21 protein-coding genes and 2 tRNA genes are annotated in these 22,726 nt (G+C 72.4%); 7 read left to right on the forward strand and 16 right to left on the reverse strand.

Annotated elements, in window-relative coordinates:
• Positions 1-4: 4 nt before the first annotated feature.
• The 5 genes from ACSP97_RS17915 to ACSP97_RS17935 all read right to left on the reverse strand — a co-directional run bounded on the left by ACSP97_RS17915 (position 5) and on the right by ACSP97_RS17935 (position 3,539).
• Positions 5-766, reverse strand: coding sequence for a class E sortase (locus ACSP97_RS17915; protein ID WP_355146473.1), 762 nt, complete (start codon positions 764-766; stop codon positions 5-7).
• Between the two features lie 13 nt (positions 767-779).
• A complete protein-coding gene (locus ACSP97_RS17920) occupies positions 780-1,820 on the reverse strand; it encodes a class E sortase (RefSeq protein ID WP_440558282.1) in 1,041 nt (346 codons plus the stop codon).
• Positions 1,817-2,455 carry an aminodeoxychorismate/anthranilate synthase component II gene (locus ACSP97_RS17925; RefSeq protein ID WP_070028919.1) on the reverse strand — a complete coding sequence of 213 codons (639 nt, stop codon included), beginning with the start codon at positions 2,453-2,455 and terminating at the stop codon, positions 1,817-1,819. Before ACSP97_RS17925 ends, ACSP97_RS17920 begins: the two co-directional genes overlap by 4 nt.
• Positions 2,452-2,613 carry a hypothetical protein gene (locus ACSP97_RS17930; RefSeq protein ID WP_107409144.1) on the reverse strand — a complete coding sequence of 54 codons (162 nt, stop codon included), beginning with the start codon at positions 2,611-2,613 and terminating at the stop codon, positions 2,452-2,454. The genes ACSP97_RS17925 and ACSP97_RS17930 overlap by 4 nt, the downstream gene beginning before the upstream one ends.
• A 137-nt stretch (positions 2,614-2,750) precedes the next feature.
• Positions 2,751-3,539, reverse strand: coding sequence for a DUF881 domain-containing protein (locus ACSP97_RS17935; protein ID WP_355321526.1), 789 nt, complete (start codon positions 3,537-3,539; stop codon positions 2,751-2,753).
• Positions 3,540-3,690: 151 nt separating this feature from the next.
• Here ACSP97_RS17935 and crgA point away from each other — a divergent pair, with 151 nt between their 5' ends.
• Positions 3,691-3,945 (forward strand): cell division protein CrgA, encoded by a 255-nt coding sequence (crgA, locus tag ACSP97_RS17940; RefSeq protein ID WP_070028916.1) that lies wholly within the window; start codon positions 3,691-3,693, stop codon positions 3,943-3,945.
• 249 nt (positions 3,946-4,194) lie between these two features.
• On the opposite strand, the gene ACSP97_RS17945 is transcribed toward crgA, so the two are convergent.
• Together ACSP97_RS17945 and ACSP97_RS17950 are read right to left on the reverse strand one after the other, a co-directional pair.
• Positions 4,195-5,112, reverse strand: coding sequence for a rhomboid family intramembrane serine protease (locus tag ACSP97_RS17945; RefSeq protein ID WP_355146479.1), 918 nt, complete (start codon positions 5,110-5,112; stop codon positions 4,195-4,197).
• Between the two features lie 133 nt (positions 5,113-5,245).
• On the reverse strand, positions 5,246-5,776 hold the full coding sequence (locus ACSP97_RS17950; protein WP_355146481.1) for a peptidylprolyl isomerase: 531 nt from the start codon (positions 5,774-5,776) through the stop codon (positions 5,246-5,248).
• A 193-nt stretch (positions 5,777-5,969) separates the two neighbouring features.
• Between ACSP97_RS17950 and ACSP97_RS17955 the strand changes: the two genes are divergently transcribed.
• On the forward strand, positions 5,970-6,641 hold the full coding sequence (locus tag ACSP97_RS17955; RefSeq protein WP_355146483.1) for a DUF5324 family protein: 672 nt from the start codon (positions 5,970-5,972) through the stop codon (positions 6,639-6,641).
• Positions 6,642-6,720: 79 nt separating this feature from the next.
• On the opposite strand, the gene ACSP97_RS17960 is transcribed toward ACSP97_RS17955, so the two are convergent.
• Entirely contained in the window at positions 6,721-7,149 is a 429-nt protein-coding gene (locus ACSP97_RS17960; protein WP_355525836.1) for a DUF7144 family membrane protein, read from the reverse strand.
• A gap of 372 nt (positions 7,150-7,521) precedes the next feature.
• Positions 7,522-7,594 (reverse strand) — tRNA-Ala (locus ACSP97_RS17965).
• Between the two features lie 182 nt (positions 7,595-7,776).
• Between ACSP97_RS17965 and ACSP97_RS17970 the strand changes: the two genes are divergently transcribed.
• A complete protein-coding gene (locus ACSP97_RS17970) occupies positions 7,777-8,325 on the forward strand; it encodes a helix-turn-helix domain-containing protein (protein WP_070028904.1) in 549 nt (182 codons plus the stop codon).
• A 66-nt stretch (positions 8,326-8,391) separates the two neighbouring features.
• Positions 8,392-9,741 (forward strand): serine/threonine-protein kinase, encoded by a 1,350-nt coding sequence (locus tag ACSP97_RS17975; protein WP_440558286.1) that lies wholly within the window; start codon positions 8,392-8,394, stop codon positions 9,739-9,741.
• Here ACSP97_RS17975 and ACSP97_RS17980 read toward each other — a convergent pair.
• A complete protein-coding gene (locus tag ACSP97_RS17980; protein ID WP_440558287.1) occupies positions 9,705-11,036 on the reverse strand; it encodes a hypothetical protein in 1,332 nt (443 codons plus the stop codon). The two genes, ACSP97_RS17975 and ACSP97_RS17980, sit on opposite strands and share 37 nt — an antisense overlap.
• Positions 11,037-11,286: 250 nt before the next feature.
• Positions 11,287-11,415 carry a DLW-39 family protein gene (locus ACSP97_RS17985; protein ID WP_003999697.1) on the reverse strand — a complete coding sequence of 43 codons (129 nt, stop codon included), beginning with the start codon at positions 11,413-11,415 and terminating at the stop codon, positions 11,287-11,289.
• A 352-nt stretch (positions 11,416-11,767) separates the two neighbouring features.
• On the opposite strand from ACSP97_RS17985, the gene ACSP97_RS17990 reads away from it, so the two are divergent.
• Positions 11,768-12,157 (forward strand): DUF6344 domain-containing protein, encoded by a 390-nt coding sequence (locus tag ACSP97_RS17990; RefSeq protein WP_355321520.1) that lies wholly within the window; start codon positions 11,768-11,770, stop codon positions 12,155-12,157.
• A 196-nt stretch (positions 12,158-12,353) separates the two neighbouring features.
• Complete coding sequence (locus ACSP97_RS17995) at positions 12,354-13,127, forward strand: glycosyltransferase (protein ID WP_440558294.1); 774 nt, start codon at positions 12,354-12,356, stop codon at positions 13,125-13,127.
• A gap of 16 nt (positions 13,128-13,143) precedes the next feature.
• On the opposite strand, the gene ACSP97_RS18000 is transcribed toward ACSP97_RS17995, so the two are convergent.
• Complete coding sequence (locus ACSP97_RS18000; protein WP_355146495.1) at positions 13,144-13,332, reverse strand: ferredoxin; 189 nt, start codon at positions 13,330-13,332, stop codon at positions 13,144-13,146.
• A gap of 597 nt (positions 13,333-13,929) precedes the next feature.
• Between ACSP97_RS18000 and ACSP97_RS18005 the strand changes: the two genes are divergently transcribed.
• On the forward strand, positions 13,930-18,015 hold the full coding sequence (locus tag ACSP97_RS18005) for a WD40 repeat domain-containing protein (RefSeq protein ID WP_355321516.1): 4,086 nt from the start codon (positions 13,930-13,932) through the stop codon (positions 18,013-18,015).
• Positions 18,016-18,287: 272 nt separating this feature from the next.
• Here ACSP97_RS18005 and ACSP97_RS18010 read toward each other — a convergent pair whose 3' ends face one another.
• The 4 genes from ACSP97_RS18010 to gyrA all read right to left on the reverse strand — a co-directional run bounded on the left by ACSP97_RS18010 (position 18,288) and on the right by gyrA (position 22,709).
• Positions 18,288-19,139 carry an acyl-CoA thioester hydrolase/BAAT C-terminal domain-containing protein gene (locus tag ACSP97_RS18010; protein WP_440558296.1) on the reverse strand — a complete coding sequence of 284 codons (852 nt, stop codon included), beginning with the start codon at positions 19,137-19,139 and terminating at the stop codon, positions 18,288-18,290.
• Between the two features lie 61 nt (positions 19,140-19,200).
• Positions 19,201-19,277 (reverse strand) — tRNA-Ile (locus ACSP97_RS18015).
• An 89-nt stretch (positions 19,278-19,366) separates the two neighbouring features.
• Positions 19,367-20,095 (reverse strand): DUF3566 domain-containing protein, encoded by a 729-nt coding sequence (locus ACSP97_RS18020; protein WP_355525820.1) that lies wholly within the window; start codon positions 20,093-20,095, stop codon positions 19,367-19,369.
• A gap of 19 nt (positions 20,096-20,114) precedes the next feature.
• Complete coding sequence (gene gyrA / locus ACSP97_RS18025; protein WP_355146503.1) at positions 20,115-22,709, reverse strand: DNA gyrase subunit A; 2,595 nt, start codon at positions 22,707-22,709, stop codon at positions 20,115-20,117.
• Positions 22,710-22,726: the final 17 nt, after the last annotated feature.

The raw sequence follows: 22,726 nt of genomic DNA on the forward strand, positions 1-22,726 counted from the left end.
TGGTTCAGCGCAGTTCCGCGGGCGGGGTGCGTTTGCCGTCGACCTTCTGCACCCGGACCAGTTCGCCCCAGACGACGTAGCGGTAGCGCGAGGTGTAGACGGGGGTGCAGGTGGTCAGCGTGATGTAGTGGCCGGGCTTCTTCCGGCCGGACTCCTTGGGAATCGGGTCGACCACGCCGATGTCGTACTTCGAGGTCTCCGGGAGGATCGCGAAGACCTTGTAGACGTACCAGTCGTCCCGGGTCTCGAAGACGACCGGGTCGCCCTTCTCCAGCTTGTCGATGTTGTGGAACTTGGCGCCGTGGCCGTCGCGGTGGGCGGCGAGGGCGAAGTTGCCCTCCTTGCCGGTCGTCGGGAGCGTGGCCTTGACCGGGTCGGTGTAGTAGCCGGCCACACCGTCGTTGAGGACGTCGGTGCCGGTGCCCTTCTCGACCAGGACCGTGCCGTTCTTCATCGCCGGCACGTGCAGGAAGCCGATGCCGTCCTTGGTGTCCAGCGCGCCCGGCCCCGAGTCCTTCTGCTGCGCCCAGTGCCGGCGCACCTCGTCGGCCTGCCGATCGGCCTTGCGGTCCGCCAGCACGTTCGTCCACCACAGCGAGTAGACGACGAACAGGCCGAGCAACACGCCCAGGGTGATGAGCAGTTCCCCGAAGACGCTGACGGCCTGCGCGATCCTGCCCGGGCGCCGGCGCCGCTCGGCGGCCTGCGGTCCGGGCGCGGCAGTGGTTTCGTCGGTCGCTTCGTTCTCGTCGGCGGTCGCTGCCACAGTGTCCTAGCCCTTACTCGAGGAGCGCGTCCGGCTTGCCCTTGCTGCGGGGGCGAACCTCGACCATCTTGCCCCAGACGATCAGCCGGTACTTGCTGGTGAACTCCGGTGTACAGGTGGTCAGGGTGATGTAGCGGCCGGGCCTGGTGAAGCCCGAGCCCCTGGGTACGGGGTCCAGCACGCTGGTGTTGGACGGGGAGGTGACCGGCAGGGTCGACGTCACCTTGTAGACGTAGTAGGTGTCCTGGGTCTCGACCACGACCGGGTCACCGGGGGTGAGCCGGTTGATGTACCGGAACGGCTCGCCATGGGTGTTGCGGTGCGCGGCCAGCCCGAAGTTTCCGGTCTTCGCGTCGGGCATCGCCGTCTTCAGCGGCGCCTCGCCGTAGTGCCCGACCATGCCCTTGTCGAGCACCCGGGTGGTGCTGACGCCCTCCGCGATCGGCGCCACCACGTCCAGCTTGGGGATGTGCAGGATGGCGAAGCCCTGGCCAGGCGAGAAGACCCCGGGGTTGCGCCTGCCGTTCGCCCAGTCGTCCTGGAGCTGATGGGCCTCGCTGCCGGCCTGCGCGTGCGCCCGCACGTTGGTCCACCACAGCTGGTAGGTGACGAACAGCAGCATCAGCACGCCGGTGGTGATGAACACCTCGCCGAGCACCCGGCTCGCGACCACCGCCGGGCCGGGCCTGGCCTGCCGCGCCCGCCGCCGGGCCTCCACCCGGCTCAGCGGGCGGTCCGGGTCGGACTCCGCCCGGTCCGGCGCGGGTCTTTCACAGGCGGCGGGCTCGCGGTTCCCGCCACGGCGCCCGCCGCGATGCTTGGCCGCCCTCCTGCGGCCCGCACGGCCACCGGGGGCAGGTCCGGTGACGGCAGGGGCCGATGGGGCTCCAGAGGGCCCCAGAGGACCCCTGCGCGCCCTCATGGACGCCGGGTCGGCGACCCGCAGCGCCATCGTCTCGTCGTCGACGGGGGCCGCGCCGGGCGCACCGGCGGGGGGCTCGTACGGCCGCCCGCCGCCGTCCACCTCCTCGCGCTCGGGGCGCAGGGCGGTCACGCCGTGGCCCTGCCCACCACCGGGGCGAGCCCCGCCGACCTCGCCACGGCACCCTGGTCGCCGCACTCCTCCAGCCAGTTGGCCAGCATCCGGTGCCCGTGCTCGGTGAGCACCGACTCCGGGTGGAACTGCACGCCCTCGACGGGGAGTTCCCGGTGGCGCAGGCCCATGATGATGCCGTCGTGCGTGCGGGCGGTCACCTCCAGCTCGGCCGGGACCGTCGCGGGCTCGGCCGCCAGCGAGTGGTAGCGGGTCGCGGTGAAGGGCGAGGGCAGCCCGGCGAAGACGCCCTTGCCCTCGTGCTCGACCGGCGAGGTCTTGCCGTGCAGCAGTTCCGGCGCCCGGTCGACCACACCGCCGTACGCCACCTGCATCGACTGCATGCCGAGGCACACGCCGAAGACCGGCACCCCGGTGGCCGCGCAGTGGCGGACCATCTCCACGCAGACGCCGGCCTGCTCCGGGGTGCCCGGGCCGGGCGAGAGCAGGACGCCGTCGAAGCCGTCCTGGGCGTGCGCGGTCGACACCTCGTCGTTGCGCAGCACCTCGCACTCGGCGCCCAGCTGGTACAGGTACTGGACGAGGTTGAAGACGAAGCTGTCGTAGTTGTCCACGACGAGAATGCGCGCACTCACTGGTTGTCCACCGTCACATCGTTGAAGGGCAGCAGCGGTTCGGCCCACGGGAAGACGTACTGGAACAGGACGTAGACCACGGCGAGGACCAGCAGGACGGAGATCAGCGCCCTCACCCATGCGTTTCCCGGCAGATGCCGCCAGATCCAGCCGTACATGCCGTCCTTGCCGTCCCTTCCGTGTCCCTACGGCACCAGACACACGCCGTACGTCACCAGACTAGCGGCGCGGCGCTCCCGGTACGCCTGACTCCACAGGCTGGGTGGAGTCCGGGTGCGCCCGGCGAGGCGGACGGCTACTGCACGGGCTTCGCGTAGTGCAGGTCCACCGTGCCCGAGTAACCCGGGAGAGTCACCGTTCCGTCGTCGGTGACCTTCCAGCCGAGGCCGTAGACGTTGACGTACACCATGTAGGTCTGGATCGCCTTGCTGTCCGCGAGCGCCCGCTGCAGCCGCCCCGGGTCCCCGATCGCCGTGATCTTGTACGGCGGGGAGTAGACCCGGCCCTGGAGGATCAGGGTGTTGCCGACGCAGCGCACCGCGCTGGTGGAGATCAGCCGCTGGTCCATGACCTTGATCCCCTTGGCGCCGCCCTGCCACAGGGCGTTCACCACGGCTTGCAGGTCCTGCTGGTGGATGACCAGGTAGTCGGGCTGCGGCGGGGGGTAGCCGGGGAGCTTGGCAGTGGCGTTGGGCGGGGCGTCGTTGAGGGTGACGGTGACCGCCTTGCCGGTGAGCTTCTCGGTGCCGGCGCTCTTCTCCAGCCCGGTGAGCCGCCGGTCCTGTGCCTTGGTGCTGCCGCCGTCGCTCGCGGCCAGGGACTCCACGCCGTCGCGCAGGGCGGCGTTGGACTCGTCCAGGTCCTTGTTCTTGCGGCTGCGCTGCTGGATCAGGTCGGACAGCTTCAGCAGGGAGCCGTCCTGGCGGATGTCGGTGCCCCTGGCGGTGTCGAAGCTGGTGAAGAAGATCAGGCCCGCGAGGGCGAAGACGGCCGCGGTGAGGATCCGTCCCGGACGCACCCGTGGCCTGCGGCGGGGGCCGGAACCCATTGCTCCCGTACCGGGGGAGTCGGCAGAATTGCTCAACGTACCCTTATCTCCTTCGGCGCCGCGGAAGCACTACGCTAACGGACGCCCGGGGGAGCACACAGAGTCGTCATGTTGGCCCCTTGTACGCTGCCCCGAGCCCGACCCATTACCTGCGCGGCCACGCAGCGCATCGACAGGAGAGACCCTCGTGCCGAAGTCACGTATCCGCAAGAAGGCCGACTTCACGCCGCCGCCGGCGAAGCAGGCCGCGGCGATCAAGCTGAACAACAGCGGCTGGGTCGCCCCCGTCATGCTGGCCATGTTCGTCATCGGTCTGGCCTGGATCGTCGTCTTCTATGTGACCGACGGCTCGCTGCCCATCGACGCCCTGGACAACTGGAACATCGTGGTCGGCTTCGGCTTCATCGCCGCCGGGTTCGGTGTCTCCACGCAGTGGAAGTAGGGGCTCTGCCCACGGGTTCTCCGCCGAGTTATCCACAGGCCTGAGGATTTCCACATCCCCCTGGGGAAAAGACTACGATCTGTGGATAACTCATCGGGTGTTGACGCCGGTACGACTGCCGTACCGGCGTCCCACACATTCGTTCGCACCCCGCGTCACCTGCGAAAACTCATCCGAGCGGTAAGGCCCGCAGCTGATCCCGCACCGTATGCACAAGATCCGCCACCCGCTGTGGACAACGGTGCCGCGTCAGGTGAGCTGACCCGTTCTGACCAGGGTGAGAACGGCCACCACCACCAGCACGAGCGCACAGGTGCCGTACTGGACGAGCGCCCGGTTGCGGCGCGGGGCGTGCACCATCGCGTACCCGGCGACGACGCCCGCGACCAGGCCGCCGACGTGCGCCTCCCAGGCGATGTTGAAACCGGGGGTGAAGGTGATGATCAGGTTGACGACCAGCAGGGCGACGAGGGGCCGCAGGTCGTAGTTGAGCCGACGCATCAGCACACCCGTGGCGCCGAAGAGGCCGAAGATCGCCCCGGAGGCGCCGAGCGACGGCTGGTTCGGCGCGGCGATCAGATAGGTGAGCGCGCTGCCGGCCAGGCCCGAGACGAAGTACAGGGTGAGATAGCGGGCCCGCCCGAGCGCCGCTTCCAGGGGACCGCCGATCCACCACAGGCTGAGCATGTTGAACAGGATGTGGGCGTAGCCGCCGTGCAGGAACATGGCGGTCAGCAGGCGGAAGTACTGGCCCTCGGCGATGCCCTGGATCCCGGGCAGCAGGGGGGTGTAGGCCCGCCCGATCAGCTCGAACCGCTGGGTGAAGCTCTCACCGACGGCGAGCTGCACCAGGAACACCGCGAGGTTGATCCCGATCAGCACCTTGGTGAGCAGCCGGGGGTCCGCCGTCATGGTGCCCCCGGCGATGGTGCGCGGCCGGGCCGCGGCCATCGGGCGCGCCGTGCCGCCGCCTTCCCCGCCGCTCGGCGCCGGGCCGCCGCCGTGGACGCACTCGGGGCACTGGAAGCCGACGGAGGCGCTGACCATGCACTCGGGGCAGATGGGGCGCTCGCAGCGGGTGCAGCGCACGCCGGTCTCCCGGTCCGGGTGCCGGTAGCACACGGGCACGCTCCGGGCGTCCGGTGCGCTGCTTGCGACGTGGTCCATGATCCCCTCGCTCCTCGTGGCGCTCCCCCGGCACATACCCCGCCCCGCTCATCCTTACGGACGAGCGGGGCGTTTGGTTCCCTGTGGGGCGTTCCGGGGGACCCGTCCCCGGCGGGCGGCCCCGGCGCGGGGCTCAGCCCTCGCGGGTCTCGACGACGACCGACTCGATGACGACGTCCTGGACCGGACGGTCGTTGCGGCCGGTCTTCACGCCCGCGATCTCGTCCACGACCTTCTTGCCGGCGTCCGTGCTGACCTCACCGAAGATGGTGTGCTTGCCGGTCAGCCAGGCCGTCGGGGCGACCGTGATGAAGAACTGCGAGCCGTTGGTGCCCGGGCCGGCGTTGGCCATCGCGAGCAGGTAGGGCTTGGTGAAGGCCAGGTCGGGGTGGAACTCGTCCCCGAACTTGTAGCCCGGGCCACCGATGCCGGAGCCCAGCGGGTCACCGCCCTGGATCATGAAGCCGCTGATGACACGGTGGAAGATCGTGCCGTCGTAGAGCGGGTCGTTGCTCTTCTTGCCGGACTCGGGGTGAGTCCACTCGCGCTCGCCCTTGGCCAGCTCGACAAAGTTCTGGACCGTCTTGGGCGCGTGGTTCGGGAACAGCCGGACCTCGATGTCGCCGTGGTTGGTCTTCAGGGTGGCGTAAAGCTGCTCAGCCACGATCTGCCTTCCGTTGTCTTCCTGTGACGCTCCGATCCTCGCACGTATGGCCCACCACGGCGCCAGTCGGCCAACCGAAGGAGCGATCGGCACCCATATGCGCGTCCGCACATGCCGCCCCGGCCGTTCGCAGGCATGATCCGTAAAAGGGTGGAAAGTCGAAATACCGTACGCCACCGAGGAGGAGGAACCCGTGACCCGCATTGACAGCGTGCGCGCCGCGACCGGCTCGGCGAAGGACAGCGTGCTGCACGCCGCGGACGTGGTGGCGCCCTACGCCGACACGGCCAAGGAGCGTGCCGCGCATTACGCGCAGGAGGCACGCGTACGGCTGGCGCCCGTGGTGTCGCAGGCCGCCGAACAGGCCCGCGTGCAGTACGACGCCCGGCTCGCCCCGCGTCTGGAACAGGCCCGGCGCACCTATGTCCCGCCGAAGGTGGACCTGGCGGCCCACGAGGCCGCCTGCCGCGCCCGTAAGGCCGCCCGGCAGACGGCCGAGTACTCACGGCCCCGGATCGAGCATGCGATGGCCGCGGCCGGGCCGGTGGCGGACGAGGCCGCGGCCCGGGGCGCCGCCGCGCTGGCCGCACTGCGCGGCCAGGTCTCCGCGAAGGACATCCAGAAGCTCGCCCGTCGCAAGGCGCGCAGGTGTCGGGCCGGCCGGGTCGCCAAGCTGCTGGGGCTGACGGCCCTGGTGGCGGGCGGCGCCTTCGCCGCCTGGAAGTGGTGGGAGCGCCAGGCCAACCCCGAGTGGCTGGTCGAGCCGCCGGCCGCGACGGAGGTCCCCGAATCGGGTGGCCTCGGCTCGGTGGACGGCAGCGGTCCCGAGGGGACCGCCACCACGGACGGCGACGGACAGGTCTGAACGGTTCGTGCGGAACGGGCCCGGGGCCGGAGCGAGCACGCGCTTCCGGCCCCGGGCCCGTTTCACGTGAAACGGGGAGTCAGCGGGCGGCCTCGATGTGCGACCTGGTCAGGGCGAACAGGATCAGCAGGTCCAGGGCCATCACCGGGATCGCCCAGCCGGGATAGAACGGCACGAACATGAACTGGGTGATCAGGCTGACGCCGGCCGTCACCACGCCGGCCCCGCGGCCCCAGCTCTTGCCCGCCAGTACGCCGAGGCCCGCGACGGTGAGCGCGATGCCGATGACGAGGTGGATGATGCCCCACGCCGTCAGCGGGAAGTTGTAGGCGTACCCGTTCGAGGTGGCGAACAGGCTGTCCTCCGCGATGCCGGCCGCGCCCATCAGAATGCTGAGCGGCCCGCTGAGCATCAGCAGGGCCCCGGCGGCCCGGGACGCGCTGTCGAGCATGCGTTCACGGCCGGGGCCTCCATGCCCGCGCTCCGACTTGTCGGATATCGACGTCATGGGCGTCGCCTTCCTGTGCGGCGCGGCCACCGGCGCACGGCGGCCGCGAGCAAGCCACGCTTCTCTGACAGGATCACCGCAATCACCCGGACCTGCGACCGCAGCCGTCCGGGCACCGCCCGCCCGGAGCGCGGGAGCACCCGCTCCGGGGCCGCCGCCCCCGGACCGCAGGTCCCGCCCGGCCCGGTACCCCCGGGCCCGCCCGCCGGCCCTGGCCTTCCGCGCGTCCCGCCGCCCCTGCGAGCCGTAACCCCATGGCCCGCCCGCCAGTTGACCGCCCCGCCGGCCGCGGGGGTGACCGCGATGGCGACCGCCTTCCACGCCAAAGAACCCCCTGACCGACGTTTCCGCAGGTCAGGGGGTTCTCGACAGTGGAGCCTAGGGGAGTCGAACCCCTGACATCCGCCATGCAAAGACGGCGCTCTACCAACTGAGCTAAGGCCCCGGGAAGGGTGTGGCCGACCGGAGGGGTGTGCGCCCGCCGGTGCCGCAGACCAGAGTACCGGGTCACCCCCCGTATCCCGCAAAAAGATTGGGGGTCCCCGCGGATGACCACGCTCCGTAAGATGCTCGGCGTGGTTCGCTACAGCGAACCGCGGTTTTCAGGGGAAGCGATGGGGAGACGCAATGGACGCCGCACAGCAGGAAGCCACCGCCAGAGCGCGGGAGCTGCAGCGGAACTGGTACGGGGAGCCGTTGGGGGCGCTCTTCCGTAAGCTGATCGACGATCTCGGCCTCAACCAGGCCCGTCTCGCGGCGGTCCTGGGGCTGTCCGCTCCGATGCTGTCCCAGCTGATGAGCGGGCAGCGGGCGAAGATCGGCAATCCCGCGGTGGTCCAGCGGGTACAGCAGCTGCAGGAGCTGGCGGCGCAGGTGGCGGACGGCAGCGTCAGCGCCGCCGAGGCGACCGAGCGGATGGACGAGATCAAGAAGTCGCAGGGGGGCTCCGTGCTGAGCAACACCGCGCAGTCGACGAACGGTTCGGGCGCGCCCACCGTCAAGCGCGTGGTCCGGGAGATCCAGTCGCTGCTGCGCTCGGTGGCCGCCGCGAGCGACATCATCGAGGCCGCGGACGCCCTCGCCCCGACCCAGCCCGAACTCGCCGAGTTCCTGCGCGTCTACGGTGCCGGCCGCACCTCCGACGCGGTCGCGCACTACCAGTCCCACCAGAACTGAACGCCCGCCCGGCTCGGGGGGGGCCGGGCGGAAGCAGGGTCCCGAGGGGGAGGAGCTGCGGCAGTCATGGGCGAGGTGTTCTCCGGCCGGTACGAGCTGGCCGACCCGATCGGGCACGGCGGCGTGGGCGTCGTATGGCGTGTCTGGGACCACCGCCGGCGGCGCTATGTGGCCGCCAAGGTGCTCCAGCAACGCGACGCCCACTCCCTGCTGCGCTTCGTGCGGGAGCAGGCCCTGCGGATCGACCACCCCCATGTCCTCGCCCCGGCCAGCTGGGCCGCCGACGACGACAAAGTGCTGTTCACCATGGACCTGGTCGCCGGCGGCTCCCTGGTCAGCCTGGTCAACGACTACGGTCCGCTGCCGCCCGCGTTCGTCTGCGTCCTGCTCGACCAGCTGCTCTCCGGTCTCGCCGCCGTGCACGCGGAGGGCGTCGTGCACCGCGACATCAAGCCCGCCAACATCCTCCTCGAAGCCACCGGCACCGGCCGGCCGCGCTTGCGGCTGTCCGACTTCGGCATCGCCATGCGGTTCGGCGAGCCGCGGCTGACCGAGACCAACCTCGTGGTGGGCACGCCCGGTTACCTCGCCCCCGAGCAACTCAACGGGGCCGACCCGGACTTCACCGCCGATCTGTTCGCCGTGGGCCTGGTCGCCCTGTACCTCCTCGAAGGCGCCAAGCCCGACGCCAAGGAGCTCGTGCGGTACTTCACCGAGCACGGCACCCCGAGCGCCCCCAAGAACATCCCCGCGCCGCTGTGGGAGTTCGTCGCCGCGCTGCTCCAGCCCGATCCGGCGGCCCGGTACCAGACCGCCACCGGGGCGCGCAAAGGGCTCGCGCCGGTCAGGGAACTCCTGCCCGACCTCGGCGGCCTGGACGACGAGCCGATCGAGATCTTCGACCAACTCCCGGAACTGCCCGAGGGATTCGGGCCGAACGGGCCGGAGAGGAAGACGTCGAGGACCCGGCGGTCCGTCGCCGTCCCGGGCGCCGATCCGCGGGCCGACACCGGGTATCCGAGCGGGCCCCCGGCCGGGCCGACCGGCACCGGCTCCCTGTCGGACACCGGGAGCTTCCGCCTGCCGCCACCCCTGGCCACCGGCTCCACACCGCTGCCGTCCGCACCGCCTCCCCCCACCGCGCCGCCACTGCCGGCCGCCGCCCCCGCCACCAGGATTCCGCCGCCCGCATCGCCCGGCGACAGCGTCACCGCCGCCTACACCGCCGCCCCGGCACCTGTCCCGGCGCCCGCTCCGGCACCCGCTCCGGCCACGCCCCGCACCCCGCCCGCACACGGCCGTCGCGCCCGGCGCGCCCCCCGCCGCCCCGGTCCCCCGGCAGGGGCCGTGGTCTGCCTGCTGCTGCTCGCGCTGGTCTGCTACGCGCTCGGGTTCTGGGCCCTGAACCGGCTCTGAGCCCGCCGGGCCGCCACCGTCCACCCGCCGAGCACCAGCAGCGACGCGGTCCCCAGCCCGAACCCGCCCGCCGCGACGGCCTTCAGCGCGGTCCCGTCGCCCCGGGAACCCCCCGCCACGGGGACGGGCGCCACCGCCGCGTCCCGCTCCGTGGCCGTGAAGACGCCGTCCGGCACCGGCCGCCCGGCGTACCCCGGCCCGGCGTGCGCCCGGCCGTCCACGCGGACCCGCAGCGTCACGTCGTACGGCCCGCGCCCGAACGTGCCGTCGAGCCGGTCGCTGAGGTGCAGCACCAGGTAGTAGTCGCCGGCGAAACGCAGTGCGGTGACCGCCGCGGGCGCGGCGTACCGGTTGGCGTACTCGACCGGCGGGAGCGGGGCGAGGGAGACGGGCCTGCGCACGCCGGTGTAGCCGAGGGAGGCGTCGTCGGCCAGGCCGCGCACCGGGTTGTACAGGGCGAGGTCCAGGGCGCCGCCGACGTACCCGTGCCCCTGGGCGCCGCCCAGTTCGGCGGTGGCCTGCACCCGGCGGCCCCAGTCCAGCGGCACCTTGTAGAACTGGGTCTGGCCGGGCACCAGGGTGGTCCGCCAGACGCCCTGGCCCAGCGGGCGGGCCGCGGTGAAGCCCGCGCCGCCGGTCAGGTCCCGAGGGGCGCCGGCGAGCGGCTCGGGGGTGGCGGAGTCCCAGGTCCCGGGCGCGTCGCTGGGCGCCGGCGCGCTGAGCCGGGGTTCGAGGACGGGCGCGATCTCCAGGTCCCAGCGCCCGGCCGAGCCGGTGCCCGCGCTTCCGGTGTCGAGGCGTTCGACCAGCACGGTGTAGGTCCCCGCGCCCCGGCACAGCGCCTTGCCCGCCTCGCGCCTGCCGAGGGCGGTGACCGGATGCGGGCTGAGCGCGGCGCCGAAACGGGCGGTGGCGTAGGAGCAGGCCGTGCCGTGCGCGTCCCGGACGGACACCCGGATGCCGTCGGTGGCGGTGACGGTGGCGTCCGGGGGCGGTACGGCGGTGACGGGTACGTAGGCCGTGGCGTCGGCGTCCGCCTCGGCGAGGTGGAGGCGGTAGGTGAGGCGGCCGTGCTCGGGCAGGGAGCCCCGGTAGACCCGGCCGGCGTCGAGCCGCGGGGCGTCGGCGGTGCCGGTCGCGCCCTCGACCGTGCGGGCGCCGGGGGAGAAGGCATAGCCGGGGGCGTCGGCGGCGGCCGCGGGGAACGCGGCGGTGCCGCACAGCCCCAGTGCCAGGATCGCGGCCGTCAGGGGAGCGCGGCACCGCCCCCACGCCGTACGCCTGTGCCGCCGCACGTGTGCACCCCCTGTGTCACGGCCTTCCGGTGGCCGCCCGCCGCGGTGGGCGGCCGGGCCGTGGCCCATCCTGCCCCGGGAGCCGCTGCGCCATCCGGGCAATGCGCGAGACCGTCCTAAACACCGCGCCCCGCGCCGGGGGATGCGGCCACGCCTACACCACCCACCGGGAGCCCGCAAGCGGACCGGATACGCGAAGACCCCGACCGCGAGCGGCGGCCGGGGTCTGCCTCAGACTCTGGAATCGGACTCACGAACCGGTGGGCACGGAGTCGGTCGCCTCCGTCCACAGGTCCTGCTCGGCGCGATCCGCCTGGATCTGGCGGTACACGAGGAGCCCGCCGATGGCGGCCAGTGCGACCAGGAGCAGCTTCTTCAACACCGCGCGACCTCGTCTTTCCTTGACGTAGGGGACCTCTGGCGCCCGACTATACACACCGACCGATATCGATCGGTGACCTGCGTCCGGCCCCAACTCGGGCCCCGGCGGGCGCAATAGGCCAGGTCGGACGGCGTTCCGATCGGAGGGTGATCACACCCCCACGGACCGTCACTTTGCTCCCCCTTCGCTCCCGCTCACCGGGATTTAGGGGTTTTCCGACCTTCTTACGGCCATCCGAGTGGTGTTCATCCGAACATCGCGGCGCCACGAGCGTCGGTCCACCACTTCGCGAACCTCATACACATCATGAGGAAAGTACGCAAATCGCCCAACCCGAAAGTGAGGGGTAATGGACCAGAACAAGGTCATGAAGCTGTGGACCGCCATCGTCACCGCCTTTCTCGCCCTGTGCACCGCGCTCGGTTTCGTGAGCGCCTCCGCCGCCACCGCGACCGCCGCGCCGCGCACCGAGAACCCGCGTACCGAGACCGCCTCACGGACGGTCCCGACGATCCCGGCCCCACGCCACTGGTCCTGGCCCTCCTCCCGGGCCCTGCCCCCCACGATGAAACAGCGGATCCGGGCCGAGGCCCACGGAAAGTCCCCGAGCTGCCGGCGCCGCCCCCTCGACGAGGACCAGACACCGCTGGAGATCCAAGAGACCCAGAAGACCCGCGAGACACAGCAGACGGAACAGCGGACGGTGGCCCGGCAGCCCTCCGCACCGCTCGACTGCTGACGGATCCTCCTTCCCCTGCCGAGAGATCCTCTCTCCCCCCGGCACCGCTGACGTTTCGACACCACGGCGACTTGCGTACGCATGGTCGACACGGAAAACCCCCGGCCCACCCGGCCGGGGGTCAAGCGCGCGTTCCCAGGGGCCCGGGACGGCCTGAGACGATGGCCGCGACATCCCGGAGAGGTCCCGAAAGGTGGTGAGTGCTGCCGTGAGCCGGCGCGCCACCCTTGTCACCGTCGTCACCGCAGTCCACGCCCCCTCGGCCCGGTTCCTGCCGCAGGCCTGGGCGTCCCTGCGCGACCAGGAGCTGCCCGGCGGCGGGCAGTGGGAGTGGGTGATCCAGGAGGACGGCACGACGGACGCGGTCCGCCCCTACGTCCCCGACGACCCGCGCGTCTCCTTCCGCCAGGGCAGACCGGGCGGTCCGGGCGTCGCGCGCACGATCGCGCTGGCACACGCGCGGGGCGACTGCGTGAAGGTCCTGGACGCCGACGACCGGCTCACCCCGGGCGCGCTCGCCCGCGATCTCGCCGCCCTGGCGGCGCACCCCACCCTCGGCTGGACGACCTGCCGGGTCCTGGACCTGCTGCCCGGCGGCTCCACGGCCGGCTTCCCCGGCGATCCCGACGAGGGGCCGCTGGAGCGCGGCACCGTGCTCGACCACTGGAAGCGGAACGACTTCCGGCCCCCGGTCCACCCGGCGACGCTCTGCGTACGCCGGGAGCTGCTGACCGCGCTGGGCGGCTGGATGGCGCTGCCCGCGTCCGAGGACACCGGGTTGCTGCTGGCGCTGGACGCGGTGAGCCGCGGGTGGTTCTCGGCGGAGGCCGGCCTGCTGTACCGCAAGTGGGAGGGGCAGGCCACCGGCCAGTCCGCGCACACCGACCCGGCCGAACGCGCGGCCCGCGCCGCCGTGGCGGAGGCCAGGGCCCGCGCGCTGGCGGACCTCGGCTGGAGCTATCCCGCCTGAGACCGGCCGCCCGGCGCTACTCGCCCAGCAGGATCGCCTGCGAGGGGCAGCGCTCGGCCGCCTCGCGCACCCGTGGGTCGTCGGCGGTCTCCTCCTGGCCGGGCCGTACGAAGCCGTAGCCGTCCTCGAAGCCGAACACGGCCGGCGCCCGGTGGGCGCACTCGGCGGAGCCGTAACACGCGGAGCGGTCCACGGTGACCTTCATACGTCCCTCCAGCGGCGATCGCGTTCCAGGACGTCACTGCCCGGCGAGCCGGGCGCTCAACCGGCCGTGGCGCCGCCGGTCGCGTCCAGCGGTCTCCCCCAGGGTGAGCGTCACCCCTTCCGGAACAGCCGGGGACGCGAACGCGGATGACTGACGGTCAGGTCGCCGGGTATGCCCACGGGAGGATCCCCGCCCGCCGGCACCGGTCCCTCCCCTCGTGGGGACCGGTGCCGGGCGGTGCGGGACGTCGATCCGCGCCGTGTCGGCGTGATGGCACGGACCGAAGCAATCGGAGTGAGGTGGGCCGGGATCGGTCGGGTTCGTACGGGCTCGGATGACGGCTTGCGGTCAGTTCGCGGCTGTCGATGGAAGTCGGCCGAAATTGGGCAACGCCATGAGGTGTCTCTCCGGGCGCCGGGCCGTTGGCCTGTCCGGACGGTGTGTGACGGTTTCGCTACCGGGGTTGCGATCCTGCCATCCGCCGCATCCGAGGAGGAGGTCTTGACCTCCGGAGCACGGCTTCTTTGCAGGTCAGACGTATAAGGTGAGTTTTCCGGTCCGGACGTCCACAGGCGGGGGGAAGTGAGGGGTGGGGCCTTGGGTTCCGACTCAGGGGCACGCACAGCTTTCGCCGAGCGGCTCGCGCTGCTCTACAAGGAGGCCGGAAACCCTCCCCTGAAGAGCGTCGCCGAAGCGGTCGGCCGGCTCCAGCGGGTGGACGAACGCGGCCGTCCGGTGCGGGTGTCCGCGCAGCGGATCAGCGACTGGCGCCGTGCCAAGAACGTGCCCGCCCAGTTCACCGCGCTCGCGGCGGTGCTCCAGATCCTCATCCCGGAGGCCCGGCGCACCCGCCCCCAGCCGGTCTCGCCGGGCCTGTACGACCTCGCCCACTGGCAGCGGCAGTGGGAGCGCGCGCTGGCCGACCCGGTCGGCGACCGCGCCGCGCCGCCCGCCCCGCCCGCCGAGGAGAACGGACGGCCACCCGCCCAGGCCCCGCCCGTCGCCGGCGGCGTCTGCCCCTACCGGGGCCTCGCCTCGTACCGGCGGGAGGACGCCCGCTGGTTCTTCGGCCGGGAGCGGAGCACGAACGCGCTCATCGCCCAACTGCGCAGCGCCGGCCGCACCGGCGGCCTGGTGATGCTGGTCGGCGCCTCGGGGGCGGGCAAGTCCTCCCTGCTGAACGCCGGCCTGGTGCCCGCGATCGGGGCCGGCGCCCTGGCCGACAGCGGGCTCACCCCGCGCCCGGACGGCGCGGCCGGGCAGCGGACGCCCGTCGTCCAGCTGGTGCCCGGCGCGGATCCGCTCGGCGAACTGGTGCGCAGCATCCCCGACCTCGCCCCCGTGGCCGCCGAGGCGCGCGCGGCCGAACGGGCGGCGGCGGCCCGGCAGGAGGCCGGGGAGAACCCGGGCGCGGGCGGCGACGCGCCCCGCATCGTGCGCGCGGCGCGGGAGGCGGTCACGGCGTGGGCGGCCCGGGAAGCGCCGCCGGGGGTCCAACCGGTCGTCATCGTGGACCAGTTCGAGGAGGCGTTCACCCTCTGCCCGGACGAGGCGGACCGCCGTACCCTCATCCAGCTGCTGCACGCCTGCTGCACCCCGTCGTTCGGCGCGGCCGGGCCCGCGCCCGTCCTGGTCGTCCTAGGCATCCGCGCCGACTTCTACGAGCAGTGCCTCGGCTACCCGGAACTCGCCGACGCGCTCCAGCACCGGCACATGGTGCTCTCCCCACTGACCAGCGGGGAGTTGAGGGACGCGGTGACCGGGCCGGCCAAGGCGGTGGGCCTGGAGCTGGAACCCGGGCTGGCCGAGCTGATCGTGCGCGAAGTGAGCGCCGACGGCCCGCGCGGGGCGCACGACGCGGGCGTGCTCCCGCTGCTTTCGCACGCCCTGCTGGCCACCTGGCAGCGCCGCAAGGCCGGGAGGCTGACGCTGGCCGGCTACCGGGCCGCGGGCGGCATCCAGGGCGCGGTCGCGGCGACCGCCGAGCGCGCCTGGTCGGGCCTCGACCCCGCCGCCCGCACGGCCGCCCGGCTGCTGCTGCTGCGGCTGGTCCGGCTCGGCGAGGACACCGTGGCCACACGCCGGCGCGGCACCCGGCGGCAGCTGGCCCAGGAGTCGGCGGACCCCGACAAGACGGAGGAGTCCCTGGAGGCACTGGTCCGCGCCCGGCTGGTGACACTGGACGCGGAGACCGTGGAGATCACCCACGAGGCGCTGCTGCACGCCTGGCCCCGGCTGCGGCACTGGATCGACGACAACCGCAACGACCATCTGCTGCGCCAGCGGCTGGAGGAGGACGGCCGGGCCTGGGAGGACTCGGACCGGGACAGCTCGCTGCTCTACCGGGGCTCGCGCCTGGAGCAGGCCCGCGCCTGGGCGCGGTCGGCGGGCGACACCTATCTGACCCGCAGCGCGGTGGAGTTCCTGGCCGCCTCGGTACGGCTGCGCAAGCGCACGGTGTGGCTCAGCCGGGCGGCGGTGGCCGCGCTGGTGGTGCTGGCGCTGGTCGCGGGCGGCTCGGCGGTGCTCGCCTGGCAGCAGCGGGACGACGCCGTGTTCGAACAGGTGCTCGCGGAGGCGGACCGGGTGCAGCACACCGACCCCTCGCTGGCCGCCCAGCTGGACCTGGTCGCCCACCATCTGCGCCCCGACGACGAGGGCACGTACAGCAGGCTGATCTCCATCGTGAACGCGCCGCTGGCCACCCCGCTGTCCGGCCACACCGGCGCCGTCTACCTCACCTCCTTCAGCCCCGACGGCCACACCCTGGCCACGGCCAGCTACGACCGGACCGTACGGCTGTGGAACGTCACCGATCCGACCCGGCCCGAGCCGCTCGGCCGTCCGCTGACCGGACACGGCAGCTGGGTGAGCAGCGCGGTGTTCAGCCCGGACGGCCACACCCTGGCCAGCGCGGGCGACGACGGCACGATCCGGCTGTGGGACGTCACCGACCCCGCCCGGCCCAAGCCCCTCGGCACCCCGCTCACCGGGCACGAGGGCACCATCTACCTGGTCGCCTTCAGCCCCGACGGCCACACCCTCGCCTCGGCCGGGGAGGACGGCACCGTACGGCTGTGGAACGTCGCCGACCCGGCCCGGCCCGCCCCGCTCGGCGACCCGCTGACCGGGCACACGGCGGCGGTGCGCAGTGTCGCCTTCAGTCCGGACGGGCACACCCTCGCGGCGGGCTCGGACGACGACACGATCCGGCTGTGGAACGTGACCGATCCGCGCCGGCCCCACCCGCTCCGCGAGGTGCTGCGCGGCCACACGGACATCGTGCACTCGGTCGCCTTCAGCCCCGACGGGCGCACCCTGGCCAGCGGCAGCGCGGACGACACCGTACGACTGTGGAACCTGACCGACCCGGCGCACCCGGCGCCGCTCGGCTCGCCCCTGACCGGGCACACCGGCCCGGTCTGGTCGGTGGCGTTCAGCCCCGACGGCGGGCGGCTCGCCGCCGCGAGCGCGGACAGCACGGCCAGCCTGTGGAACGTCAGCGACCCCGGCTCCCCCTCGCAGATCGGCGAGCCCCTCGCGGGCAGCAGCGGGGAGATGTACGCACTGGGCTTCAGCCCCGACGGGCGCACCCTCGCCACCGGCAGCGGGGACGCCAAGGTGCGCCTGTGGTCGATCCCGACGTCCGACATGATCGGCCGCAGCGCGGCGTTCGGCCCGGGCGGCCGGCTGCTGGCCACGACCGCGCGCGACGGCCGGCTGCGGCTGTGGAACGTGGCACGGCCCGGCCGCCCGGTGCCGCTGGGCCGGCCGTTCGCCCGCGGGAGCGGCGCGAGCACCCTGCTGTTCTCGCCGAACGGGCGCACCCTCGCCGTGCTCACCGGCGAGCAGAAGGTGTACCTGTGGAACGTCTCCGACCCGGCCCACCCGTTCCTGCCCGGCCCGCCACTGCGGCTGCGGACCCGCTTCATGGGCCCCAACGCCCTGGCCTACAGCCCGGACGGGCGCACCCTGGCCACCGCCCACGACGACCGCACCATCCGGCTGTGGAACGTCACCGACCCCGCCCGGCCCAAGCCGCTCGGCGACCCGGTCGCCGGCCACCACGGCTACATCAACGCCCTGGCCTTCAGCCCCGACGGACACACCCTGGCCAGCGGCAGCGCGGACAGCGACATCCGGCTGTGGAACGTCACCGACCCGGCGCGGCCGAAACCTCTCGGCGCTCCGCTCACCGAGCACTCGGGTCCCGTCAACGCCCTGGCCTACAGCCCCGACGGACACACCCTGGCCAGCGGCAGCGACGACGACACGGTCCGGCTGTGGAACGTCACCCACCCCGCCGCGACGACCCCGCTGGGCGATCCGCTCACCGGCCACAGCGAGGCGGTCACCTCACTGACGTTCGACACGACCGGGCACACGCTGGCCAGCGGCGGCGACGACAACACGGTCCGGCTGTGGAACGTCACCCACCCCGCCGCGGCGCGGTCGATCGGCCAGTCGATGACGCCCAACGCCAAGACCGGTACGTTCCTGGCGTTCAGCCCGGGCAGCCGGGTCCTCGGTGTCTCCAGCGGCCCCGACACCGTCCGCCTGTGGGACCTGGACGCCGACACGGCCATCGACCACATCTGCTCGGTCACCCGGGGCGTCCTCACCCCCGCCAAGTGGCACGAGTACCTCCCCCGCCTCTCCTACGACCCGCCGTGCGGCCACTGATCGGCCAACTTCCCCGATTCCTCCCCGACTTGGCCCCACGGGGCCGACAACCTTGTTACCCTTGGCCATAGCCCGATCGCTGGTGCATCCCCCGTCGCCAGCGATCGGGCCTTTTCTCATGCCGTGGAGTCGGCGGCTCCTTTCCGCCTCCGGGCGGTGAGCCGGCGCCGTGATCAGGTCCGTCCGCGACTTCCCCACCGCGAACCGGTTCACCTGCCTGCCCCCGGGCGCGTGCGGGCCACGAGTCCGCGGAGGTGACGAAGCAGGGCGCCTCAGCCGCGCAGCGCGTCGAGGATGTGCGGCCAGGCCGCCTCGCCGAGCAGCGCGTCGGCCTCGGGCGTCCCGCCGTGCCTGAAGCGCGGGGACGGCGGGGCAAGGCTCTCGCCCGGCAGCAGGGGCCGGTGCCCGGCGTCGGCACGGGCGATCAGCCGCACCGTGCGGCCCGCCGCGCGCCGGCGCTCGGCCAGCCGCTCGGCGTGGGGCAGCGACGGCCACAGCTCGTCGTCGCCGCCCGCCACCAGAAGCAGGTCCGCGCGGGCCGTCTCCACGGGGATCGCCGCCGCCGACCACCGCTCGGCGAAGGTCCGCTCGCTGCGCTCGTACCAGCCGCGGATGGCGACGGGCCCGCCCGCCGGGCCGGCCGGTGTCCAGGAGTCGTCCATGGGCACGAAGGGCAGCGGCCGCCCCCGCCAGGTCCACGACGACCGGTACGGGCGATCGGCGCCGTCCCGGCCGGGCCCGACGTTGCACCACACCAGTGAGGTGGGCGACAGCGCGACGACCACGTCCACGCGCGGCTCGCGCACCGCCGTGAGCAGCGCGGCCTCGGCCCCCTTGGACAGTCCGAGCACGCCGATCCGCCGCGCCCCGCCGTCCCGCAGCAAGCCGACCCCCGCGGTGAACGTCTCCAGCGGGACCTCGCAGATCCCCGGCGGCTGCCCCTTCCCCCCGAACCAGCGGATCGCCAGGGCGGCGATCCCCTGCCGGGCGAGCAGCCGCGCCCGCTCCCGCTCGATCCGCCCGCTGGACCCGGACAGCACCAGCACCCCGGCGTCGGCGCCCCGCGCGGGAGCGGCCAGGAACCCTTCCCACGGCCCGGCCGGCTCGCGTTCGACGATGTCCACAAGCCCCCTGTCATCGAGAACGAGAAAACCCCCGATCCTTAAGGACCGGGGGTATTCCAGCTGGTGGGGCTAACAGGATTTGAACCTGTGGCCTCATCCTTATCAGGGATGCGCTCTAACCAACTGAGCTATAGCCCCGCCGCGCTTTGCGGGGTGTGTCCCGCGCGCTGACTCCTGAAGATTAGCGCACGACCACGTCAGTCCCAAAATCGGTTGTCGACGGGCCCTCACTCGTCTTCGGCGAGGGTCAGCTCGACACCGCCCACGAAGCCCGCGGAGAGGTTGTAGATGAAGGCGCCGAGGGTCGCCAGGGCCGTGGCCAGGACGACGTCGATGACGGCGATGATCGCCGTGAAGATCAGGACGTGGGGGAGGGAGAGGAAGGACTGGAGGTCGAAGCCGGTGGACTCGTTGGCACCGGTCGCCTCCGAGATCGTCCCGCCGACCGTGGAGAACACGCCCATCGCGTCCATGACCATCCACAGCACCGCCGAGGCGACGACGGTGCAGATGCCGAGCGCGATGGAGAGCAGGAAGCTCACCTTCATCACCGACCACGGGTCGGCCTTCGCCACCCGCAGCCGTGCCTTGCGGGTGCGCGGTGCCGTGCGCACCCCGGTGCGCGGCCGTCGTACCGCGCCGGCCGGCGCCTGCGCCGGGTAGGCCTGCGGCGGGTGGTAGGGGCCGCCCGCCTGCTCGGGGCGCCGCTCCCCGGGGAGCGGAGACGACGACTGCGCCTCGCCGGCCGCGGCCGGGCCACGGGTGTCCGTCACAGTTCCCCCCTGGGGTCCAGACGAGCCGGAGGCGTCCGCCGCGGACGCCCGCACCGGCTTCAGGTTGGTCGTGTGCGGGTCGGTCTCCCCACCCGCCCCGTGCGCGGCGGAGCCACGGCCGCCGCCGTCCGTCTCCGTACCCGTGGAGGTACCGGTCGATCCGGCGCCCGTGGCTCCGCTCACGATGACTCACTCCTCGTGCCTACTCGGCCGAGGGCGCCTCACCCTCGTCCGTGCCGGTGGCCTGGACGTCCTCGGCGGCGATGTCGGCGGCGTCGTCGCCGTCGACCTCCTCCGCCTCGCGTCCCGCCTCGGCGTTACGTGCGATGCCGACCACGGCATCGCGCTTGCCCAGGTTGATCAGTTGGACGCCCATGGTGTCACGGCCCGTCTCCCTGACCTCGTTGACTCGCGTGCGAATCACACCGCCGGACAGGGTGATCGCGAGGATCTCGTCGGTCTCCTCCACGACCAGCGCCCCGACGAGCGAACCGCGGTCCTCCACGATCTTGGCGGCCTTGATACCGAGGCCACCGCGGCCCTGGACGCGGTACTCGTCCACGGCGGTCCGCTTCGCGTACCCACCGTCCGTGGCAGTGAACACGAACGTACCGGGTCGCACCACATTCATCGAGAGAAGCTCGTCGCCCTCGCGGAAACTCATCCCCTTGACGCCGGAGGTGGCGCGGCCCATCGGGCGAAGGGACTCGTCCGTGGCGGTGAACCGGATCGACTGCGCCTTCTTGCTGATCAGGAGCAGGTCGTCGTCGGCGGAGACCAGTTCGGCGCCGATCAGCTCGTCGTCGCCGCCGTCCTCGCGCTCGCGCAGATTGATCGCGATCACGCCGCCGGAGCGAGGCGAATCGTAATCCTTCAGAGGCGTCTTCTTGACCAGACCGGACTTGGTGGCCAGCACCAGGTACGGCGCCGCCTCGTAGTCCCGGATGGCGAGGATCTCGGCGATCGCCTCGTCCGGCTGGAAGGCGAGCAGGTTCGCCACGTGCTGACCGCGCGCCTCGCGGCCGGCCTCGGGCAGCTCGTACGCCTTGGCCCGGTACACCCGGCCCTTGTTGGTGAAGAACAGCAGCCAGTGGTGCGTGGTGGAGACGAAGAAGTGGTCGACGATGTCGTCTTCCTTCAGCTTCGTGCCGCGCACGCCCTTGCCGCCGCGCTTCTGCGCACGGTAGTCGTCCGTCTTGGTCCGCTTGACGTAACCGCCGCGGGTGACGGTGACGACGATGTCCTCCTCGGCGATCAGGTCCTCGATGGACATGTCGCCCTCGTACGGGATCAGCTTGGTCTTGCGGTCGTCGCCGTACTTCTCGACGAGCGCGGCCAGCTCCTCGCTGACGATGCCGCGCTGGCGCACCGGGGAGGCCAGGATCTCGTTGTACTCGTTGATCTTCGCTTGGAGCTCGTCGTGCTCCTGGACGATCTTCTGCCGCTCCAGGGCCGCCAGGCGCCGCAGCTGCATCTCCAGGATCGCGTTCGCCTGGATCTCGTCGATCTCCAGCAGGCCCATCAGGCCGGTGCGCGCGACGTCGACGGTCTCACTGCGCCGGATCAGCGCGATGACCTCGTCGATCGCGTCCAGCGCCTTCAGCAGACCGCGCAGGATGTGCGCGCGCTCCTCGGCCTTGCGCAGCCGGAACCGGGTCCGGCGCACGATGACCTCGATCTGGTGCGTCACCCAGTGCCGGATGAACGCGTCCAGGGACAGCGTGCGCGGCACGCCGTCGACCAGCGCCAGCATGTTGGCGCCGAAGTTCGTCTGGAGGTCGGTGTGCTTGTACAGGTTGTTCAGCACGACCTTGGCGACCGCGTCCCGCTTGAGGACGATGACCAGCCGCTGACCGGTGCGCGAGGACGTCTCGTCACGGACGTCCGCGATGCCGCCGATCCGGCCGTCCTTCACCAGGTCGGCGATCTTCTGCGCCAGGTTGTCCGGGTTCACCTGGTACGGCAGCTCGGTCACCACCAGGCACTGGCGGCCCTGGATCTCCTCGACCTCGACCACCGCGCGCATCGTGATCGAACCGCGCCCGGTGCGGTACGCCTCCTCGATGCCCTTGCGGCCCACCACCAGCGCGCCGGTCGGGAAGTCGGGGCCCTTGATGCGCTCCATGAGCGCGTCCAGCAGCTCCTCGTGCGAGGCTTCGGGGTTCTCCAGGTACCACTGGGCGCCGGCCGCGACCTCGCGCAGGTTGTGCGGCGGGATGTTGGTCGCCATGCCGACCGCGATGCCGGCCGAGCCGTTGATCAGCAGGTTCGGGAAGCGGGACGGCAGGACGGTCGGCTCCTGGGAGCGGCCGTCGTAGTTGTCCGTGAAGTCGACGGTCTCCTCGTCGATGTCGCGGACCATCTCCATCGACAGCGGCGCGAGCTTGCACTCGGTGTACCGCATGGCCGCCGCGGGGTCGTTGCCCGGCGAGCCGAAGTTGCCGTTGGAGTCCACCAGCGGCATCCGCATCGACCACGGCTGGGCGAGGCGCACCAGGGCGTCGTAGATGGAGGAGTCGCCGTGCGGGTGGTAGTTGCCCATGACGTCACCGACGACACGGGCGCACTTGTAGAAGCCGCGCTCGGGGCGGTAGCCGCCGTCGTACATCGCGTAGAGCACGCGCCGGTGGACGGGCTTGAGGCCGTCCCGGACGTCGGGCAGCGCACGGGACACGATGACGGACATCGCGTAGTCCAGGTACGAGCGCTGCATCTCGGTCTCGAGCCCGACGGGCTCGACACGCATGGCGAGTTCGCCGCCCTCTTCGGGGGTGACTGGAGTGTTCTCGTCGGCCATTGCTGGTGAAGATCCTT

Origin of the sequence: Streptomyces sp. SCPE 10, assembly GCF_051980735.1 — a bacterium.
Classification (GTDB): domain Bacteria; phylum Actinomycetota; class Actinomycetes; order Streptomycetales; family Streptomycetaceae; genus Streptomyces; species Streptomyces misionensis.

Bases quoted from the DNA above. Each gene is read 5' to 3' on its own strand.
- ACSP97_RS17930 (WP_107409144.1), bottom strand. From the start codon at position 2,613: ATGTACGGCTGGATCTGGCGGCATCTGCCGGGAAACGCATGGGTGAGG.
- ACSP97_RS17945 (WP_355146479.1), bottom strand. From the start codon at position 5,112: ATGGACCACGTCGCAAGCAGCGCACCGGACGCCCGGAGCGTGCCCGTG.
- ACSP97_RS17960 (WP_355525836.1), bottom strand. From the start codon at position 7,149: ATGACGTCGATATCCGACAAGTCGGAGCGCGGGCATGGAGGCCCCGGC.
- ACSP97_RS17970 (WP_070028904.1), top strand. From the start codon at position 7,777: ATGGACGCCGCACAGCAGGAAGCCACCGCCAGAGCGCGGGAGCTGCAG.
- ACSP97_RS17975 (WP_440558286.1), top strand. From the start codon at position 8,392: ATGGGCGAGGTGTTCTCCGGCCGGTACGAGCTGGCCGACCCGATCGGG.
- ACSP97_RS17990 (WP_355321520.1), top strand. From the start codon at position 11,768: ATGGACCAGAACAAGGTCATGAAGCTGTGGACCGCCATCGTCACCGCC.
- ACSP97_RS18000 (WP_355146495.1), bottom strand. From the start codon at position 13,332: ATGAAGGTCACCGTGGACCGCTCCGCGTGTTACGGCTCCGCCGAGTGC.
- gyrA (WP_355146503.1), bottom strand. From the start codon at position 22,709: ATGGCCGACGAGAACACTCCAGTCACCCCCGAAGAGGGCGGCGAACTC.